Consider the following 17,248-nt stretch of genomic DNA (forward strand, 5'->3'; position numbering starts at 1 on the left):
CATGAAGACCAGCTACATCTCGACTGCGACGCTCTGGAACTCGCCCCGCTCCCATTCGGCGCGCCTGCAGGCCGAGATCGCGAAGGCCAACGTCGAGATGGACAATGATGGCCGGTTCGCCGATGTCGGCCTGGAGCTCGGCCACAAGACCGGCCTCGATCTCGACCTCCGCCAGGCGGTCGACGACCTGAAGGCCCAGCAGAGCCGGAACAAGTTGACCACCCTGCGCCTCACGGCGACGCAGGAGGCGCTCAATCAGATCCGCGCGGACGGCGAGTCCTTCCTGGCGCTGGTCGCGCCCGGGAAGCCGTTCGCCAGCAGCGGCGCCGAGCTCGCTCAGGGCGCCGCGGCGCGGCTCTCCGCCCTGACCGGGCACCTGAACACGTCGGTGGCGGGGCAGGCCCTGTTCGCCGGGATCAACACAGATCACCGCCCGATCGCCGACTCGCAGACCGGCCTGCCCCCGGCCGCGAAGTCGGCGTTCGACACCGCGTTTCAGACCGCCTTCGGCTTCCTGCCGGGGACGTCACCGGACGCCCTCAACATCACCGCCGCGCAGATGCAGGCGTTCCTCGACGGCCCCGCCGCCGCCCTGTTCGCCGACCCTCAGTGGGGCGCGACCTGGTCGTCCGCCTCCAACGTGAACATCCGCAGCGAGCTCGGCGGCACCGAGACGGCGGAGACCTCCGTCAACGCCAACGTCCAGACCGTTCGGCAGCTCGCTCAGCTGTACACGCTCGGATCCCAGATCGGGCTCTCCAGCCTCGCGCCGGAAACCCAGTCGGCCGTGTTCGACAAGATGCGCAACCTGGCCGGCGTCGCGACCTTCGGCCTGACGCAGATCCAGGCCGATCTCGGCACCGTCCAGGCGCGGATGAAAGGCATCGACACCCAGCTCGATGCCAAGATCAAGGGCCTGACCCTCGGCTACCGGTCGTTCGAGGACGTCGACCCCGTCGAGCTGAAGACGCGCCAGAGCAATCTGCAGACTCAGCTCCAGATATCCTACAGCCTGACGAACGAACTTCGGAAGATGAACCTTATCGATTACGTCTGATCGGCGGAGATAGCGCGCGACGTGTCCGCTATGTCAGGGCTCGTCCGCCTCTCAAGTCATCGCGGGAAACAGAGGGCAAGGTCGGCAATGTACGGGGCGTCTTACGCGGAAGCCTACCGGGAAACCATGGGCGATTCCCCGGCCATCGGCCGCGAGCGCGAGCGCGAGGCGTTCGATCGCGCGATCGAGCTGATGAAGCGGGCGGACGCCGCAGAGGCCTCGGCGGAGCTGCGCTGGGAGGCCACGAGCTTCCTCCAGCGCCTCTGGAGCATGCTCATCGATGATCTCGCCAACCCCGCCAACAGCCTTCCCCCGCAATTGCGCGCGGACCTGATCTCGATCGGCCTCTGGAACATGAGCCGGAGCGACCAGATCGTCCGCGGCGACGCGTCCGGCTTCGAGCCCCTGATCTACGTCAACACCCTGATCCGCGATGGTCTTCGATGAGCCGCTCCATCAATCTCAGCCTGCGGGGCCGCGAGCGCATCTTCATCAACGGCGCTGTCCTGCGAGTTGACCGCAAGGTCACGATCGAGTTGCTCAACGACGCCACGTTCCTGCTCGAGGCGCACGTCCTGCAGGCCGAGCAGGCGACGACACCGATCCGCCAGCTCTACTTCATCGCGCAGGCCATGCTGATCGATCCGCGCAACGCGGACCGCGTCCGCCAGGCCTACGACAAGGTGGACAGCGCAATTCTCGATCAGGCCCGCGACGACGATGTCGTGACCGGACTGGCGGCCGCGCGAACGTTCCTCGACACGGGCCGCCCCTTCGAGGTGCTGCGGATCCTGCGCGGCCTGTTCGAGCCCGACACTTCGCAAGTCCCCGATCGGACAGGCGTCCTCACGCATCAGGTTGCGTGAGGGCGCCCCGGAACGCATCCCGCACGGAGAGCCAACATGTCCCTGCCGATTGCCAGCACCACAACCCCGGACGCGTCGACGAAGGCAGCGGCCCGCACCACAGCTGCGCCGGCCGCGACGACAGCGACGCTCAATTACGACAACTTCCTGAAGCTCCTGCTCGCGCAGATGAAGAACCAGAACCCGACCGACCCGATGAAATCGACGGATTACATGGCCCAGCTGGCGACGTTCTCGCAGGTCGAGCAGAGCGTCAACATGAACAGCAAGCTCGACGCGCTGCTCACCTCCTCGACCCTGTCTCAGGCCGGCGGCCTCGTCGGCCACACCGTCACCTCGGCCGACAAGACACTGACCGGCACCGTCGTCTCGGTCGAGGTGGCCAGCAACGGCCTGCTGGCGCATCTCGATAACGGCAAGGACGTCCGGTACGAGCCGGGCATGACGGTGTACTAGCCGGCCCTCCCCACGCCGGCGGCCCGGTCGGTCGGGATGCACGCCGGAACGCGGCCCGACGCGCGGCCGGCATCATTGACGGCCGCACCTTGTCGACGCGCCTCCGGGACGGATCGGCGCGGGGCCGACGTGAGGCACGGGATCCGCTTCCCGTCCGCGGCGTCGCGTTGTGCATCGGCCTCCACATCCGACGGGCAGAACGGTGGGCCCCGCGGTCGCTGCGCGGACCATGCCGTCGCCGGTGAGGCCTTCCCCCTCGTGAGGGCGGGATCGCTCGCACGTCGATGGCGGCTCCCGCTCCAGCGGGAGCGCGGGCTCCCCGAGGCTGCCGATCCCGGCACGCGAATCACCGCCTTCCTTCACCGATCGGCCCCATGAACGAGATCGACGCCCTCGAGCTGGTCCGCTCCGCGATCTGGACCATCATCGTCGCCTCCGGGCCGGCCGTCGGGGCGGCGATGGTCGTGGGCATCCTCATCGCCCTGTTCCAGGCGCTGACACAGATCCAGGAAGTCACCCTGACCTTCGTCCCGAAGATCGTTGTGGTCCTGATCGTGATGATCGTGACCGGCTCCTTCGTCGGCGGCCAGATCTACGCGTTCACCGAGATGGTCTACGGCCGGATCGTCTCGGGGTTCTGAGCGGCCGCCCCGGTCGCGCGGCGGCCCACGAACCGAGCCGGCGGAGCCCGGCGGCGAGCGCCCGCCACGGCCGGCGCAATCCAGGCGCAAGCTTGGTGATCCAGAAGCACAGGCGATACGGAGAGGGGTGAGAGCGTGGCAGCGGCCGTACAAGCGCTCGCGCCGGAGGGCAGAGTTCGGCGGGATATCTGGTTCGCGGTCGGGATCATCGCGATCCTCGCGGTCCTGTTCCTGCCTGTGCCGGCGGTGCTGATCGACATCGGACTGGCGCTGTCCATCGCCCTGTCCGTGCTGATCCTGATGGTGGCGCTCTGGATCCAGAAGCCGCTCGAGTTCTCGTCGTTCCCGACGATCCTGCTGATCGCGACCCTCCTGCGCCTGGCGCTGGGGATCGCGACGACCCGGCTGATCCTGTCGAACGGCGATGCCGGCATCGACGCCGCCGGCCACGTCATCCAGGGCTTCTCGCAGTTCGTCATGAGCGGCGACTTCGTGATCGGCCTGGTGGTCTTCGCCATCCTGATCACCGTGAACTTCCTGGTGATCACCAAGGGCGCGACCCGCATCGCCGAGGTCGGCGCCCGCTTCACCCTGGACGCGATCCCGGGCAAGCAGATGGCGATCGACGCGGATCTCTCGGCCGGCCTCATCGACGACAAGGAGGCGCAGCGGCGGCGGCGCGAGCTCGAGGAGGAGAGCGCGTTCTTCGGCTCCATGGACGGCGCCTCGAAATTCGTGCGCGGCGAGGCGATCGCGAGCCTGATCGTCATCGCGGTCAACATCTTCGGCGGCATCATCATCGGCGTCACCCGCCACGGCCTGCCGCTGGCCAAGGCGGCCGACGTCTTCACCAAGCTCTCGGTCGGCGACGGTCTGGTCTCGCAGATCCCCGCGCTGATCGTGTCGCTCGCCGCGGGCCTGCTGGTCTCCAAGGGGGGCACCCGCGGCACGGCCGAGCAGGCCGTCCTCGGGCAGCTCGGCGCCTATCCGCGGGCGCTGTTCGTGGCCGCCGGGCTGATGCTGGTCTTCGCGATCCTGCCCGGGATGCCGTTCGTGCCCTTCGCGGTCCTGAGCGCCCTGATGGGCACGATCGCCTACCTGATTCCCCGGCGCCTCGCCGAGGTGCAGTCGAAGGCCGACGCCGAGGCGCGGGCGAAGGAGCGGCAGCTCCTCCTGGAACGCCAGGACAGCGAGGCCGTGAAGGAATCGCTGAAGACCGCCGAGATCGAGCTCCGCCTCGGCAAGCACTTGGCGGTGCAGATGCAGCCCGCACAGCAGGAGCTCGCCCACCGGGTCGGCCGGATGCGGCGGAAATTCGCCCAGCAATACGGGTTCGTGGTTCCGGAGATCCGGCTCGTCGAGTCGGCCACCGTCCCGAGCAAGAGCTACGAGATCGCGATCCACGGGACCGTCATCGCCGCGCAGCAGGTCCGTCCCGGCGAGATGATGATCGTCGTGGGCGACGGGCCGCTGCCGACCGTGACCGGCGAGGAGGTGCGCGAGCCGGCCTTCGGCATGCGGGCCGTCTGGGTGCCGGACGCCTACGCGCCGGAAGCCCGGCGCGAGGGCTTCAGCCCGATCGACTGGCACGCCGTCATGCTGACCCATGTCAGCGAAGTCATCCGCAACAACCTGCCGCAGCTGCTCTCCTACAAAGATATGCGGATGCTCATCGACCGCCTGGATGCCGAGTACAAGCGGCTGGTCGACGAGATCTGTCCGTCGCAGATCTCGTATTCGGGCCTGCAGGCCGTGCTCAAGCTGCTGCTCGCCGAGCGGGTCTCGATCCGGAACCTGCACCTGATCATCGAGGCCGTCGCCGAGATCGTCCCGCACGCGCGGCGGGCGGAGCAGATCGCCGAGCATGTCCGCCTGCGGATCGCCCAGCAGATCTGCGGCGATCTCGCCGAGAACGGGGTCCTCCACGTCCTGCGGCTCGGCAGTCGCTGGGATCTCACCTTCCATCAGGGACTCAAGCGCGACGCCAAGGGCGACGTGGTCGAGGTGGATATCGATCCGCGCCTGATCGAGCAGTTCGGCGTCGAGGCCTCGGAGGCGATCCGCACCCACATGAAGACGGCGCACCGATTCGCCCTGGTCACCGCGCCGGAGGTCCGCAGCTACGTGCGGATGATCATCGAGCGGCTGTTCCCGACGGTCGCGGTCCTGTCGCACGTGGAGATCGCGCGCGGGGTCGAGATCAAGTCGCTCGGCACGATCTCCTGACAGCCGATGAGTCCCGACACGATCCTGGGCGTCTTCGTCATCTTCTGCCGTGTCGGCGGCTGCCTGCTGGTCGCTCCGGGACTCTCCAGCGCGCGGGTGGCGCCGCGCATCCGCCTGCTCGTCGCCCTGACCGTGACCCTCGCGGTGGCGCCGCTGCTGCTGCCGAGATTCGGCGCCGGGCTGCGCGACGCCGCGCCGGTCGACATCCTGTGGTGGATCGGGTGCGAGACGCTCACGGGCCTCGCGATCGGCTTCTTCGGCCGGTCCTTCTATTTCGCCCTCGAGACGTTGGCGAGCGGCGTGGCGACGATGATCGGCCTCGGGGGCATTCCGGGGAATCCGGTGGCCGATACCGAGGCCGCCTCCCTCGCCGGGTCGCTGATCGTGATGGCCGCGACGATCCTGGTCTTCGCCCTGGACCTGCACTGGGAACTCTTCCGCGGGCTGATCGCCTCGTACGACCGGATCCCGCCCGGACATCCCTTCGGATCGCGGCTGATGCTGGCCGGCCTGGTCGATCGGACCGGGGCGGCCTTCGCCATGGCCCTGCGCGTGACGAGCCCGTTCATCATCTATTCCGTGATCGTGAATCTCGCCCTCGGACTCGCCAACAAGCTCACGCCGCAGATCCCGGTCTTCTTCATCGCCACACCCTTCATCCTCTTCGGCGGCCTCGCGATCCTCCTGTTCCTCTCGAATGATCTGCTCGGGCAGTTCATCCTCGACTACGAACACTGGCTCAGACGAGGCTGACATGCAGACACGGCTCCGCCGGGCGAGGCGCCTCGTCCGCCTACAGGATCGGATGCACCGGCTCGCCGAGCGGGAGCTGGCCGTCGCGGAGCACCGGGTTCGAGCGGCCGACGCGGCCCAGCAGGACCTGATCCGCGCGTTGAACGAGGCCTCGGACTTTCACGAGCCGATCCGGGCCACCGCGGTGGGTCGCCTGAAATCCCTGGCGGTGGCGGCCCAGGATCTGCGCGCGGAGCGGGACGCCTCCGCGCAGCGGCTTCGCGAACGCGCCACCCAGCACAAGCGCACGGCGCTGTGGGTCGAGCGCCTGGAGGCCGCGCACCGGCACCACGCGGAGCGGCGGGATTGGGCCGAGCGGCTCGATCTCCTGACCGCGCCGGAGGCAAGCCTCCGACCAGCCAGGCCGGCTAGCGTGACGAACGAACCTAGTCCCCGCGCACCCGCGACGATCTCGGCCGCGTCCGAAGACCGAATCCGTCGCGGCGTCGCCACACCGGATATGACCGCGCCGTGAGCGTCCAACCACCCTCCGATATCGTCCTCGACGTCGCGCGCGCCGCCGATCCGGCCCGCTATCAGTCCGCCGTCACCAAGCTCACGCAGGCGTCGCCCGGAACCTTCGCGGACGCCCTGGGGACCGCCGCGGGCTCCCGGACGGGGGTCCCGATCGCGCCGCAGCCGAGCGCCGACACCGTGCTGACGCGCTTCCGGACGGCCGCGACGCTCCCGGCCCCGCGGGCGAAGGGCAGTCCCGCCGAGCAATTCGAGGCCTTCGTCCTGCAGAGCTTCGTGGAATCCATGCTTCCCCAGGGCGCGTCGGCCGTCTTCGGCAAAGGCAATGCCGGGTCGATCTGGAAGTCGATGCTGGCCGAGCAGCTCGGCGCCCAGCTCGCGAAAGCCGGGGGAATCGGCATCGCCCGGATGATCGATGCCGCGCATCCCGAGGCGGGCAGGGCGCCCGCCGCCGCGCGGATACCGGCCGCCTAGGCCGGTCCCCCCCGGCTCCCCCTTCGAGGACAAGGATCATGCTGCTGTCGTCTCTCAACCGCCTTGAGGCAACGATCGACGCCGAGACCACCGCGCTCACGGTGCACGATCTGCGGGATCAGGACGAGTTCAACCGCCGCAAGAGCCAGAGCCTGGTGGAGTTCGCGCGCCTCGGGCGGGCCGTCGACGCGGCGAACCTCAGTGCCGCCGAGATCGACGGCCTGGAACGGGTCCGCGCCAAGCTCCGGCGCAATCACGAGCTCCTGGGCATCCACCTGCGCGCCATGCAGGAAGTCTCGGATATCGTCGCGACGATGATCCGGAGCGCGGAATCCGACGGCACCTACTCCGCCGCCCTGCGCTACCAGGAGTGATCCGGGTGACCCGTATCGTCTTCACCGGTCTCTGGATCTGCGCGATCACGGTCCTGTCCAGCTTCGCGGTCATTGCCTGGATGCCGGACCTGCCGAAGCCGAAGGCCGAGGAGTACCTCGAGGGCTTGACCTATCAGAAGCTGCGTCCCCTCAACATCCCGATCATCGCCGACGGCGCGGTCCAGGGCTACATCCTCGCCACGATCATCTTCACGGCCGAGGCCCAGCTGATCAAAGGGGCGGGCGTGACGCCGGCACCGTTCGTGATGGATGAGTCCTTCCGTCAGATCTACGAGGACAAGGACCTCGATTTTCGCAACCTCAAGAAATACAATATCGATAAACGCCTGGACGAGATCAAGCGTCGGGTCAACGAGCGCCTGGGCTCCGAGGTCGTGAAGGACGTGATGGTCGAGAACTTCAACTTCGTGACCAAGAAGGATATCCGTAGCTAGAGCGCCTGCCGTCGGCAGGGACACCCCGCCGGTGCCTCCGCGAGCGCGGCTCTGCCGACCTGGATGGCGGTTCGGCGCGCACGCCTCGCGAGCCCCCGGCCAGGCGCGCGGAAGCGCTGTCCGGGCCCCGGACGGCTCGCGCGGGCCGCCGAGGGTCGGCCCGGGGCCTCCGGCCGTGCCGGTTTCGAGCCGCCGTGACCGGTTGAGCGCGCCCGGCCCCCGGTCCCGCCGGATCTTCGTCGAACGACCGCCCTCAGGAGCCGCCGCAAGGGCCCCATGCAGGGAGCGTCCTGGCGCGGCAGGACTCCGAGAGGGCTCGCAGCCTGGAATCGCCCCGGCGACGGGACAGCGCCACCGTGACGGCGCCGGCGACGCGGCCGCGCGCCCCCCAGCCACGCGGAGCCGCGCTCCGTTCGGGCGGGCAGCGATCGTCCCCCGGTGACGGACCGCGCGATCGACCCGCCGGAGCAGGGTCGAACCGCGGACCCGGCTCACGGCGTGCGCGTTTGCTGGAACGCCTGCCCCTCGACCGCCGCCGTGAGCCGATCGACGCTGCCCGCGGATGCGGCGATCAGCAGGCCGCCTTCGACGATCCCCGTGCCCGACAGGCCGTAGCGGAGGACGGGTCCGCCGTGCGCCCCGTGACCCGATCGCGGAGCGAGGCCGTCGCGGCTCAGGGCGAGGTCGTCGAAGCGGCCGACCAGCGTGCAGGGCAGGATGTGCAGCCGCCGCCCGCCGCACAGGCCGAACACCCGGCGGGACGCATCGAGGGCGACCGTCGCGGCGGGGTCGAGGTGCAGGAAGCCTTCGACCGCGAGGGGGCGCTCCCGCGTCGCGAACCGGTCGAACACGGCGATGCCGGAGAGATCCTCGAGCAGCACGAAGGTCCGGACATGCCGATAGTCGGGCCCGTGCACGGTGGTCTCGACGCGATACACGGTGGCGTCGCCGAGGCGGAGGGCCTCCCGAGCGCGCCCCGCGCCGACACCCGGCTCCCGACCGTCCGGGAGCGCGACGTTGTGCGCGCGCGCCGTCGCCACGTGCTGGCCCTCGCCTTCGGTGATCCAGCGCAGGCCGCCGGTGGCGAAGGTGAAGGCGGTGCAGTCCCGGTGATCCTGCGGGTCGACCTGCGCGGAGAAATCCGCCGTGAAGGCGGACCAGCCCGCGCCGTCGTCCGGCCGGCGCACGATGAGGGTCCCGGGACGGCTCGCCCCGGCAGCGGCGCCCCCTCCGCCGGCGGATTGTCCCGGCACGGGGAGAGCCATTCCGGGACGGGCATGCGCGGCCGCCAGCCGCTCCAGCCAGCGGTGTCGGTCTGCGTGGTCGGGCCTGGCGTCGAACGGGGGCAGGGCCCCGTCCGGCTCGAACAGGGCGATCATCCCGGCCCAGGCCGCCGGCAGACGGAGGTCGAGGAGTTCGGCCAGCGGCGCCAGCTCCGGCCGGGCGGCCAGGATGGGGACGAGGATCAGGGCCAGCGTGAGGAGTTCGAGGCTGCGGTGATACGACGGCTCCGCGACGCCGCCGCCGGGATCGATCATCGTCTCGAAGCCGCTCCGCAGGGCGAGAACCGCGAGGTGCGTCCAGTGCCGCGACATCGGGAAGGCGGGGAGGGCGAGCCCGGCCGCCAGCAGGGCGGCTGCGACCTGGAGTTCCAGCAGGGAACCCGCCACCGTGTGCTGCGCGAGGATCTCGGCCAGGGCCGCGGCATGCCGCACGACCTCACCGCCCAGGATCTCGACGGCGGGCTCCTCCGCCTCGCCCGCGTCCCGCGCCGCGGCTTCGAGCAGGCTCAGCATCGCCTCCAGACGGAGCGCCGCGCAGGCGGGGTGCAGGCTCAGCGTGTCCGCCGGCTGACCCCAGGGATTCGCTCGGGACCAGGAGAGGGCGGCCGCGACCGCGCGTTCCCGAACCCCGCGCTCCGGACTCTCGGCGGCGGCCCAGGTCCAGGCCAGGGACTGGAACGCCAGGCGCCAGGCCTGCGACCGGAACGGATCGGCCGCCCAGTCCGGCGCCTCCGGCAGCCTCCAGGCGGGCCGCGCTGCGAGACGGATGGCGCCCTCCGCCCAGCCATGGGCGTCGGGCCCGTCCCGCAGGCGCGCGAAGCTGCGCAGCGGCGACGGCCGCTCGGCCAGGAGGGGGAGATCGAGAAAGGGCCGGATCGACGCCGCGCGGGCACCGCCGTCCGGGGGGGCGAGGCGACCGAGCAGCCGCGCCAGGACTGCCTCGACACCCGGATCGGCGTCATCCGTCAGATTCGCGAGGCGCAGGTCGTCGTCGAGGAGCACGTCCGGCGCGGCGGTCAGCGCGAGGTCCCCGCCTCCCTCCCAGGTCGCGAAGCCGATATCGAGCGTCGCGGCATCCGGAGGGGGGCAGACCTTCAAGGTGAACCGGTAGGCTTGCCGATGGACCGGGATGTCGAGGAAGGCCGGGACCGACAGCGTGGCCAAGGTGTCGGGGTAGGGGGGCGGAATCGGATCGCCGTCGGCGTCGCGGAAGCGGATCTGGGCCAGCGCCCCCTCGGACCGGCCCTGCGCGATGACCTGGCCCCTGAACACGAGCGCGCGGCCCGGGACGAGGCCGTGCCGGAACCAGGTTGGCTGAGGACCGAGGACGATCCGGCCGTCCTGGAAGAGGCGGCCCTGCGGCGGCCCTGCGGCCTCGTCCCCCGCGGACGGGGTGCGGCGGCCGGTCGGGCGGATCTCGGGATCGACGACCCGGAACGGCCGGGTGTTGCGCCAGCTCCTGATGAGGATCGCCACCTCGGCCGCCGGGGCCGGCAGGTAGAAGCACAGCCGCACGGGCACGCTGCGCGCACCCGCGGGGCCGCCCGCCGCGCGCGGGCCGGACAGCCAGGCGCCGTGCGCGTCCGTCGATGTCCGAATCAGCCCCGGCACGCGCGCGAAATCGATCTCGGACCGGTCCCCTGTCAGGAACGCGACGCCGATCGCCGCGAGATCCTGGGCCTCGAGCGCGCGCTCGACGCTAGCGCAGATGACGTATGCGCTGAACTCATACCACTGGCCCGCTGACAGGCCGTCGAACGCGAAGACGGCGCGCGACCAGCGATTCTTGTTGCCGACGACAGGATCATCTTCGCGCGGGTTCGCTGCGCCCGCGACTTGCCGCACCGCGACCGGTTTGGAGACAGAACGATCGCTCATCTGACCTGAGGAGATCTCGCAACATCCGAGCGAAACACGATCGCGTCGCTCATCCTGGGTGATCCTGATTAAGGCCGAGCATCACCATCGATTGCCCGAACTTTGCGAACAATTTCCGTAAAATCGACCACAAATCTGCGGTAAACTCAAAAATTTTCGCGGATTCATCAAACTAAGACGGACAGGCCGGGCACCGTCTTGGCCGTTGACCTGATCTCATGCTTGCGCCATGGGATGAAAGCCAGGCAAACAACTTCGATCCAGATCACGTAACACATCTGGAGAACAATTAATTCAAACGGAGTCTTGTGGCAATGTACGTCATTGTCGATGAGCGGCCGATTGTAACCGATGGATACGTGGCCAACTTCAATCGAGAGGGCATAACATCGGTCGGATTGCTGGCAGACGATTTCGAGGACTGGCTGCAGACCGCCCCCGCGACCGACCTCGAGGCCGTCCAGGGCTTCCTGCTCGGCGACTGCGCGCAGCGATCGGACTTGCCGGAGCTGATCCAGAAGCGGTCGCGCGCACCGATCATCGCGATGATCGAGACGCGCTGCCTGAACGAAACCCTGAACCTGTTCGGCGCCGGCATCGACGACGTCGTCCGCAAGCCCGTCCACGTCCGGGAGATCCTCGCCCGAACCGAGGCGGTGTGGCGTCGCTCGCAGCGCGAGACCGCGAAGGACCCGACAGTGGTCGACCGGTCCGCACGGCTGAAGGTGTACTTCGACGGGCGCGACCCCGACATCGACGGGGAGAAGATGACGCTGCCCCGCCGCGAACGGCAGATCCTCGAGTTCCTGGTCCGCAACCGCGGGCGACGGATGACGAAGGAGCAGGTGTTCAACGCTGTCTACGGTGCCTTCACGAGCGACGTGGACGAGAGCGTGATCGAGGGACACATCAGCAAGCTGCGCAAGAAGCTCCGCCAGAAGCTGAGCTTCGATCCGATCGAGGTCCGGCGCTACCTCGGCTACGCCTTCGTGAACTGACCGGCCGTGCAGGCCGGTGCCGACACGGACGCGGCCCGCGGCAGCGGGGCCGCGTCCGCGCCGGACGGCGCGTCACCGTCGGCGCTCACGGGCGGCCACCGCGGGCAGCACGACGCGCGCGCAAGATCTCCTTCGTCCGGGGTCAGCCATCGCAAGCTTCGGACAAGACAGGACGCGCAAAGATCCGCCGGCAGGAAAACGTCCCGCCGGAAACGGCGACGAAACCGGCGCGCGGCGCGGAGAGATGCTCCCGAAGCACGGATCGTTCCTGCCGAAGACTTTGCCAAGCCGGGAAACCGACGGATCATGAGTCCCATCTTTCTGTTCAATCTCGCGTCCCGGCAGCTGCAGCACCTGACTGCACGGCAGGCCGTGATCTCGGGCAACATCGCGAATGCCAACACGCCCGGGTACCGCGCGCGCGACCTGACGCCGTTCCGGGACGTGCTCGACAAGACGGTCCTGACGATGGCGGCGACCCGGCCCGGCCACCTGGAGCTCGACGAGCCCGGCGCGCGGCCGGCCCGGGCGAGCGCCTCGGGCGGATGGGATGTCGTCCATTCCGGCAACTCGGTCAGCATCGAGGAACAGCTGATGAAGTCCGGCGAGGTGAGCCGCGATCAGGCCCTCAACGGCAGCGTGGTCAAGGCGTTCAACCGGATGCTCGCCCTGAGCACGAAGGCCGGCCAATGATCGATCCCCTGGCCGCCTCCTCGCGGATCGCGGGCTCCGGCATGGAGGCGCAATCCGAGCGCCTGCGGGTCATCGCGGAGAACATCGCGAACGCGCGATCGACGGGACAGACCGCCGGCTCGGATCCCTATACCCGCAAGACCATCACGTTCCGCACGGCCCTCGACCGCGCCTCCGGGACCGCGGCCGTCGCGATCCGCCAGATCGGCGAGGACAAGGCGCCGTTCCGGGTCGAGTACGATCCCGGGAACCCGGCGGCGGACGCCGACGGCAACGTCAAGCTGCCGAACGTGAACATGCTGATCGAGATGGCCGACATGCGGGAGGCCAACCGCTCGTACGAGGCCAACCTGCAGATGATCAAGCAGACCCGCGCGATGGTCGCCAGCATCATCGAACTCCTGAGGCCGTGATGATCCAGTCCCTCGCCGCTCTCGCAAGTACGTCCGACAAGAATGCCGTGTTCGGCGCGTCGGAGCTCGGCCTGGCCATGCCGGGGATTCGGCAGACGTCGCCCGCGGCCGCGGCCTCCGGTTTCGGCGATCTCCTGATGCAGATCGCCGGACAGATGCGCGACACGGTGAAGACCGGCGAGGCGGCGGCGATCTCCGGGATCCAGGGCAAGGCGTCGACCCAGGCGGTGGTCGAGGCGGTGATGTCGGCCGAGCAGAGCCTCCAGACCGCGGTCGCCATCCGCGACAAGGTCGTCGCCGCCTACCTGGAAATCGTCCGCATGGCGATCTGACGACGCCCCCGCGTCGCCGGCAACGTCCCGGCCCCCGGGCGACGCGCCGGCACGTTCCGACACGATCCCATTCCTCTCCGGCGCAAGGACCCGATCATGAGAGCGCTCGCCATCGCGGCCACGGGCATGAATGCCCAGCAACTGAACGTCGAAGTCATCGCCAACAACATCTCGAACCTGAACACGACGGCGTTCAAGGCGGCCCGCGCGGAGTTCAAGGACCTGATCTACCAGGCCGAGCGCCCGGCGGGCGTGCCGATCCAGGCCGGCGAGTCGGCCATTCCGGAAGGCGCGATGCTCGGGCTCGGCGTGCGCAACACGGCGATCCGGAACCTGCACCGGCAGGGTCCGCTGAACAACACGACGAATCCGCTGGACCTCGCGATCAACGGCCGCGGCTGGTTCCAGGTGACGATGCCGAACGGCGAGATCAACTACACGCGCGCCGGCTCCTTCAACAAGAACGCCGACGGGCGCCTCGTCACGGCCGAAGGCTACAGCGTCGATCCGGCGATCATCATTCCGCAGAACGCGATCGACGTGGTGATCAACGAGACCGGCCAGGTGATGGTCAAGGTCGACGGGCAGCAACTGCCGCAGACGATCGGCCAGTTGCAGCTCGCGAACTTCACCAACGATGCCGGTCTCGAGCCGCTGGGCAACGGCCTGTACCGGGAGACCGCGGCCTCGGGCCTCCCGGTCACCGGCTTCGCCGCCGACCCGGGCTTCGGCAAGATCCAGCAGGGCTATCTCGAGACGTCCAACGTCGACCCGGTCCGGGAGATCACGAACCTCATCTCGGCCCAGCGGGCCTTCGAGATGAACTCGAAGGTGATCCAGGCCGCGGACGAGATGGCCGGCACGATCTCGAAGGGCATCCGATAACATCATGACCCGAGTTGATCGCCCCGGGGAGATCGCGGCGCGGAGAGTCCGGGCGCTCGGCGCGGCCGGACTGGCGGCGCGTGCGGCGGCCGTCATGGCGACCGTCATGACGGCCGGGCCCGCCATCGCGGCGGAACAGATGCTGCCGGTGCCGGTCGCGACGATCTACGCGGGCGACGTCATCAAGCCGACCATGCTGCGCGAGCAGGCGTTCCCCGAGGGCTACCGGCCGCGCCTGCCGGTGGCCGACACGGCGGCCCGCGCGGTCGGTCGCATCGCGCGGCGGACGCTCCTGCCGGGCGAGACGATCCCGTCGATCGCGCTGGAGGAGGCGAAGCTCGTGACCCGCGGCGCGCCGGCCGTGATCGTCTTCGAGGAGCACGGCGTCACGATCTCGACCGTGGGCACGGCCCTGGCGAACGCGGCGGTGAACGAGGCGGTGAACGTGCGGAACGCCGCCACGGGGCGGGTCGTCCAGGGCATCGTCCAGCCGGACGGCCGCGTGCGGACGGGACAGCCGTGATGCGCCCGCTGATCCTCCTGCTCCTCGCCGGCCTCGCGCTGTGGCCGGCGTCCGCGTCGGCGACGCGCATCAAGGACATCGCCACGCTGCAGGGCGTGCGCGACAACCAGATCGTCGGCTACGGGCTCGTCACGGGCCTGCAGAGCACCGGCGACACCCTGCGCAACGCGCAGTTCACGGAACAGTCGCTGCAATCGATGCTCGACCGCCTCGGCGTCAACGTGCGCGACCAGCGGCTCCGGACCCGCAACGTCGCGGCCGTGATGGTGACGGCCAATCTGCCGGCCTATGTCGAGCCGGGGTCGCGCGTCGACGTCTCCGTGAACTCCATGGGCGACGCGACCTCCCTGCGCGGCGGCACGCTGCTGATGACGCCGCTCTCGGGCGGCGACGGGCAGGTCTACGCGGTCGCCCAGGGGGCGCTCGTCGTCTCCGGCTTCAGCGTCACCGGGCAGGCGGAATCGCTGGTCTCGGGCGTGGCCACGGCGGCCCGGATCCCCAACGGGGCCCTGGTCGAGCGCGCGGTCGCCGGCACGTTCAGCGAGTTGCCCGGCATGGCGCTCGAGCTGAAGAACCCGGACTTCCACACCGCCGTCCTGATCTCGGACGCGATCAACGCCTACACGCTCCAGAAGTACGGGCGGCGCGCGGCGAGCCCGCGCGACTACCGCACGGTGGTCCTGTCCCGTCCCGGCCACGTGGGCCGGACCCGGTTCATGGCCGAGATCGGCGAGCTGCAGGTCCAGCCCGACATCCCCGCGAAGGTGGTGATCGATCAGCGGACCGGGACCGTGGTCATCGGCCGGAACGTCCAGGTCTCCACCGTGGCGGTGACGCACGGCGACCTGACGGTGCGCATCACCGAGACGCCGCAGGTCTCTCAGCCCGCGCCCTTCTCCGACGGGCAGACCACCGTCGTGCCCCGGACCGACATCGAGGCCGGCGAACGGACGGCGCGCCTCGCCATCGTGGCGGGCCCCGATCTGCAGACCCTGATCCGCGGCCTGAACAATGTCGGGATGAAGCCGACGGACGTCATCGCCATCCTCCAGGCGGTGAAGACGGCCGGCGCCCTGCAGGCAGAGCTGGTGATCCAATGATCCGTCCGGTCCGCAAGCACCGCCCCGCTGCCGCCGGCCGGTGCGGCCGCGCCGGCCGCGCCCTCGCGGCGGCCGCCATCCTGGCCGCGTCCCCGGCCTCGGCCCAGCAGAAGCCGGCGGAGCCGGCCGGGGCTGAGGGCGGCCGCTCGGCGACGTACTGTGCCGGCATCGCCGATGCCGCGGCCGACGCCCGCTTCACGTGGCAGAAGGAGACGCTGACCGCGCTCGCCAAGGACGTCGAGGTGCGGATCGGTCAGCTGGAGGCCAAGCGCGCGGAATACGAGGCGTGGCTGAAGCGCCGGCAGGCCTTCCTCGCCAAGGCGGACGAGAGCGTCACGGCCATCTACGCCCGGATGCGGCCCGAGGCCGCCTCGCAGCAGCTGACCGCCATGGACAGCGAGGCCGCCGCCGCGATCCTGACGCGCCTCGATGCCCGCATCGCCAGCGCCATCCTGAACGAGATGGAGCCTGGCCGGGCCGCGCGCCTCGCCAACGTCATCACCAACACGCCCCCGAAGAAGCTGGCGCCCTCCCGGCCCGACGACGCCTCCAGGGCGTCGCCCGAGCCGCCCACGGATGACGGGGCGCGCCGTGCGCAGGACAACGAGACATCAGGATGAAGCGGCTGGCTGCCATCGCGGCGCTCACGACCCTCGGGGCCTGCGCGACACCCGTTCAGGAGATCGGCCGGGCGCCGGCCCTGAGCCCCGTCGGCTTCGGCATCGATCCGAACCACGACGCCGTGCCGCCGCTCGCCGTCGCGTCGCAGGCGCAGGGCTACCATTCGACCTGGGCCCAGCAGAGCGCGGACCTGTTCCAGGACCCGCGCGCCAAGAATGTCGGCGACGTGCTGACCGTGCTCATCGCGATGAACGACAAGGCCCAGTTCGACAACGCCACCGACCGGTCGCGCGATTCGCGGGCCAAGACGAGCCTCGACCTCCAGTTCGACCTGTTCGGCCTCACGCCGGAATCGAAGAACCACTACGAGGTCAACGGCAACTCGTCGACCAAGGGACAGGGCACCATCGACCGCAAGGAGCAGCTGCGGCTCTCCGTGGCCGCCGTCGTCACGCACGTCTTCCCGAACGGCAACATGCTGATCAGCGGCTCGCAGGAGGTGCGGGTCAACTTCGAGGTCCGCGTCCTCAACATCGCCGGCATCGTCCGGCCGCGCGACATCTCGCGCCGGAACACGATCGACTACGACAAGATCGCCGAGGCGCGAGTCTCCTACGGCGGTCGCGGGCGGCTCATGGAGGTGCAGCAGCCGGCCGTCGCCCAGCAGGTCTACGACCTGGTCTCTCCGTTCTGATCCGGACACGCTC

General features: G+C 69.6%; 21 protein-coding genes. 20 read left to right on the forward strand and 1 reads right to left on the reverse strand.

What is annotated here, in order from left to right; genetic code table 11:
• Position 1 precedes the first annotated feature (1 nt).
• From ACTJK8_RS03770 to ACTJK8_RS03820, 11 genes are all read left to right on the forward strand, one after another.
• Complete coding sequence (locus tag ACTJK8_RS03770; protein WP_012318688.1) at positions 2–1,057, forward strand: flagellar hook-associated family protein; 1,056 nt, start codon at positions 2–4, stop codon at positions 1,055–1,057.
• A gap of 87 nt (positions 1,058–1,144) precedes the next feature.
• Positions 1,145–1,504, forward strand: a complete 360-nt coding sequence (flaF, locus tag ACTJK8_RS03775) for a flagellar biosynthesis regulator FlaF (RefSeq protein WP_024830403.1) — start codon at positions 1,145–1,147, stop codon at positions 1,502–1,504.
• Positions 1,501–1,923, forward strand: coding sequence for a flagellar biosynthesis repressor FlbT (gene flbT / locus ACTJK8_RS03780; protein WP_012318686.1), 423 nt, complete (start codon positions 1,501–1,503; stop codon positions 1,921–1,923). The genes flaF and flbT overlap by 4 nt, the downstream gene beginning before the upstream one ends.
• Before the next feature lie 36 nt (positions 1,924–1,959).
• Positions 1,960–2,379, forward strand: coding sequence for a flagellar hook assembly protein FlgD (gene flgD / locus ACTJK8_RS03785; RefSeq protein ID WP_024830404.1), 420 nt, complete (start codon positions 1,960–1,962; stop codon positions 2,377–2,379).
• 374 nt (positions 2,380–2,753) lie between these two features.
• Positions 2,754–3,020, forward strand: coding sequence for a flagellar biosynthesis protein FliQ (gene fliQ, locus ACTJK8_RS03790; RefSeq protein WP_012318684.1), 267 nt, complete (start codon positions 2,754–2,756; stop codon positions 3,018–3,020).
• A 135-nt stretch (positions 3,021–3,155) separates the two neighbouring features.
• Complete coding sequence (flhA, locus tag ACTJK8_RS03795) at positions 3,156–5,246, forward strand: flagellar biosynthesis protein FlhA (RefSeq protein ID WP_012318683.1); 2,091 nt, start codon at positions 3,156–3,158, stop codon at positions 5,244–5,246.
• Between the two features lie 6 nt (positions 5,247–5,252).
• Entirely contained in the window at positions 5,253–5,999 is a 747-nt protein-coding gene (gene fliR, locus ACTJK8_RS03800; RefSeq protein WP_012318682.1) for a flagellar biosynthesis protein FliR, read from the forward strand.
• Positions 6,000–6,051: 52 nt separating this feature from the next.
• A complete protein-coding gene (locus ACTJK8_RS03805) occupies positions 6,052–6,513 on the forward strand; it encodes a hypothetical protein (protein WP_133250868.1) in 462 nt (153 codons plus the stop codon).
• Positions 6,510–6,986, forward strand: a complete 477-nt coding sequence (locus ACTJK8_RS03810) for a rod-binding protein (protein ID WP_012318680.1) — start codon at positions 6,510–6,512, stop codon at positions 6,984–6,986. Before ACTJK8_RS03805 ends, ACTJK8_RS03810 begins: the two co-directional genes overlap by 4 nt.
• 38 nt (positions 6,987–7,024) lie before the next feature.
• Positions 7,025–7,360: a hypothetical protein gene (locus ACTJK8_RS03815; RefSeq protein ID WP_012318679.1), complete on the forward strand. Its 336-nt coding sequence runs from the start codon at positions 7,025–7,027 to the stop codon at positions 7,358–7,360.
• Positions 7,361–7,365: 5 nt separating this feature from the next.
• Entirely contained in the window at positions 7,366–7,815 is a 450-nt protein-coding gene (locus ACTJK8_RS03820; RefSeq protein WP_012318678.1) for a hypothetical protein, read from the forward strand.
• 491 nt (positions 7,816–8,306) lie between these two features.
• Here ACTJK8_RS03820 and ACTJK8_RS03825 read toward each other — a convergent pair whose 3' ends face one another.
• Positions 8,307–10,976 (reverse strand): heparinase II/III domain-containing protein, encoded by a 2,670-nt coding sequence (locus ACTJK8_RS03825; RefSeq protein WP_440761550.1) that lies wholly within the window; start codon positions 10,974–10,976, stop codon positions 8,307–8,309.
• A gap of 314 nt (positions 10,977–11,290) precedes the next feature.
• Here ACTJK8_RS03825 and ACTJK8_RS03830 point away from each other — a divergent pair, with 314 nt between their 5' ends.
• The 9 genes from ACTJK8_RS03830 (at position 11,291) to flgH (ending at position 17,235) form a co-directional block, all read left to right on the forward strand.
• Entirely contained in the window at positions 11,291–11,974 is a 684-nt protein-coding gene (locus ACTJK8_RS03830) for a response regulator transcription factor (protein WP_012318676.1), read from the forward strand.
• 306 nt (positions 11,975–12,280) lie between these two features.
• Positions 12,281–12,667, forward strand: a complete 387-nt coding sequence (flgB, locus tag ACTJK8_RS03835) for a flagellar basal body rod protein FlgB (RefSeq protein ID WP_012318675.1) — start codon at positions 12,281–12,283, stop codon at positions 12,665–12,667.
• The gene (flgC, locus tag ACTJK8_RS03840; RefSeq protein ID WP_012318674.1) at positions 12,664–13,080 is read left to right on the forward strand and encodes a flagellar basal body rod protein FlgC; all 417 of its coding nucleotides are present in this window, start codon (positions 12,664–12,666) and stop codon (positions 13,078–13,080) included. The genes flgB and flgC overlap by 4 nt, the downstream gene beginning before the upstream one ends.
• The gene (locus ACTJK8_RS03845) at positions 13,080–13,412 is read left to right on the forward strand and encodes a flagellar hook-basal body complex protein FliE (protein ID WP_024830407.1); all 333 of its coding nucleotides are present in this window, start codon (positions 13,080–13,082) and stop codon (positions 13,410–13,412) included. Before flgC ends, ACTJK8_RS03845 begins: the two co-directional genes overlap by 1 nt.
• Positions 13,413–13,508: 96 nt before the next feature.
• The gene (gene flgG, locus ACTJK8_RS03850) at positions 13,509–14,297 is read left to right on the forward strand and encodes a flagellar basal-body rod protein FlgG (protein ID WP_012318672.1); all 789 of its coding nucleotides are present in this window, start codon (positions 13,509–13,511) and stop codon (positions 14,295–14,297) included.
• A 4-nt stretch (positions 14,298–14,301) separates the two neighbouring features.
• Positions 14,302–14,820, forward strand: coding sequence for a flagellar basal body P-ring formation chaperone FlgA (flgA, locus tag ACTJK8_RS03855; RefSeq protein WP_076728364.1), 519 nt, complete (start codon positions 14,302–14,304; stop codon positions 14,818–14,820).
• Positions 14,820–15,920 (forward strand): flagellar basal body P-ring protein FlgI, encoded by a 1,101-nt coding sequence (gene flgI, locus ACTJK8_RS03860; RefSeq protein WP_012318670.1) that lies wholly within the window; start codon positions 14,820–14,822, stop codon positions 15,918–15,920. Before flgA ends, flgI begins: the two co-directional genes overlap by 1 nt.
• Positions 15,917–16,540 carry a MotE family protein gene (locus ACTJK8_RS03865; protein ID WP_440761551.1) on the forward strand — a complete coding sequence of 208 codons (624 nt, stop codon included), beginning with the start codon at positions 15,917–15,919 and terminating at the stop codon, positions 16,538–16,540. Before flgI ends, ACTJK8_RS03865 begins: the two co-directional genes overlap by 4 nt.
• On the forward strand, positions 16,537–17,235 hold the full coding sequence (gene flgH / locus ACTJK8_RS03870) for a flagellar basal body L-ring protein FlgH (RefSeq protein WP_440761552.1): 699 nt from the start codon (positions 16,537–16,539) through the stop codon (positions 17,233–17,235). The genes ACTJK8_RS03865 and flgH overlap by 4 nt, the downstream gene beginning before the upstream one ends.
• The last annotated feature ends 13 nt before the right edge of the window (positions 17,236–17,248 follow it).

This window comes from Methylobacterium sp. 22177 (genome assembly GCF_052045615.1).
Classification (GTDB): Bacteria; Pseudomonadota; Alphaproteobacteria; order Rhizobiales; family Beijerinckiaceae; genus Methylobacterium; species Methylobacterium radiotolerans.

What these genes read in the sequence shown, in the direction of transcription:
- ACTJK8_RS03865 (WP_440761551.1), top strand. Translation starts at nt 15,917, where the DNA reads ATGATCCGTCCGGTCCGCAAGCACCGCCCCGCTGCCGCCGGCCGGTGC.
- ACTJK8_RS03805 (WP_133250868.1), top strand. Translation starts at nt 6,052, where the DNA reads ATGCACCGGCTCGCCGAGCGGGAGCTGGCCGTCGCGGAGCACCGGGTT.
- flgB (WP_012318675.1), top strand. Translation starts at nt 12,281, where the DNA reads ATGAGTCCCATCTTTCTGTTCAATCTCGCGTCCCGGCAGCTGCAGCAC.
- flaF (WP_024830403.1), top strand. Translation starts at nt 1,145, where the DNA reads ATGTACGGGGCGTCTTACGCGGAAGCCTACCGGGAAACCATGGGCGAT.
- ACTJK8_RS03830 (WP_012318676.1), top strand. Translation starts at nt 11,291, where the DNA reads ATGTACGTCATTGTCGATGAGCGGCCGATTGTAACCGATGGATACGTG.
- flgD (WP_024830404.1), top strand. Translation starts at nt 1,960, where the DNA reads ATGTCCCTGCCGATTGCCAGCACCACAACCCCGGACGCGTCGACGAAG.
- flgC (WP_012318674.1), top strand. Translation starts at nt 12,664, where the DNA reads ATGATCGATCCCCTGGCCGCCTCCTCGCGGATCGCGGGCTCCGGCATG.
- flgI (WP_012318670.1), top strand. Translation starts at nt 14,820, where the DNA reads ATGCGCCCGCTGATCCTCCTGCTCCTCGCCGGCCTCGCGCTGTGGCCG.
- flbT (WP_012318686.1), top strand. Translation starts at nt 1,501, where the DNA reads ATGAGCCGCTCCATCAATCTCAGCCTGCGGGGCCGCGAGCGCATCTTC.
- ACTJK8_RS03770 (WP_012318688.1), top strand. Translation starts at nt 2, where the DNA reads ATGAAGACCAGCTACATCTCGACTGCGACGCTCTGGAACTCGCCCCGC.
- flgH (WP_440761552.1), top strand. Translation starts at nt 16,537, where the DNA reads ATGAAGCGGCTGGCTGCCATCGCGGCGCTCACGACCCTCGGGGCCTGC.
- ACTJK8_RS03815 (WP_012318679.1), top strand. Translation starts at nt 7,025, where the DNA reads ATGCTGCTGTCGTCTCTCAACCGCCTTGAGGCAACGATCGACGCCGAG.
- ACTJK8_RS03845 (WP_024830407.1), top strand. Translation starts at nt 13,080, where the DNA reads ATGATCCAGTCCCTCGCCGCTCTCGCAAGTACGTCCGACAAGAATGCC.
- flgA (WP_076728364.1), top strand. Translation starts at nt 14,302, where the DNA reads ATGACCCGAGTTGATCGCCCCGGGGAGATCGCGGCGCGGAGAGTCCGG.
- flgG (WP_012318672.1), top strand. Translation starts at nt 13,509, where the DNA reads ATGAGAGCGCTCGCCATCGCGGCCACGGGCATGAATGCCCAGCAACTG.
- fliQ (WP_012318684.1), top strand. Translation starts at nt 2,754, where the DNA reads ATGAACGAGATCGACGCCCTCGAGCTGGTCCGCTCCGCGATCTGGACC.
- ACTJK8_RS03825 (WP_440761550.1), bottom strand. Translation starts at nt 10,976, where the DNA reads ATGAGCGATCGTTCTGTCTCCAAACCGGTCGCGGTGCGGCAAGTCGCG.
- fliR (WP_012318682.1), top strand. Translation starts at nt 5,253, where the DNA reads ATGAGTCCCGACACGATCCTGGGCGTCTTCGTCATCTTCTGCCGTGTC.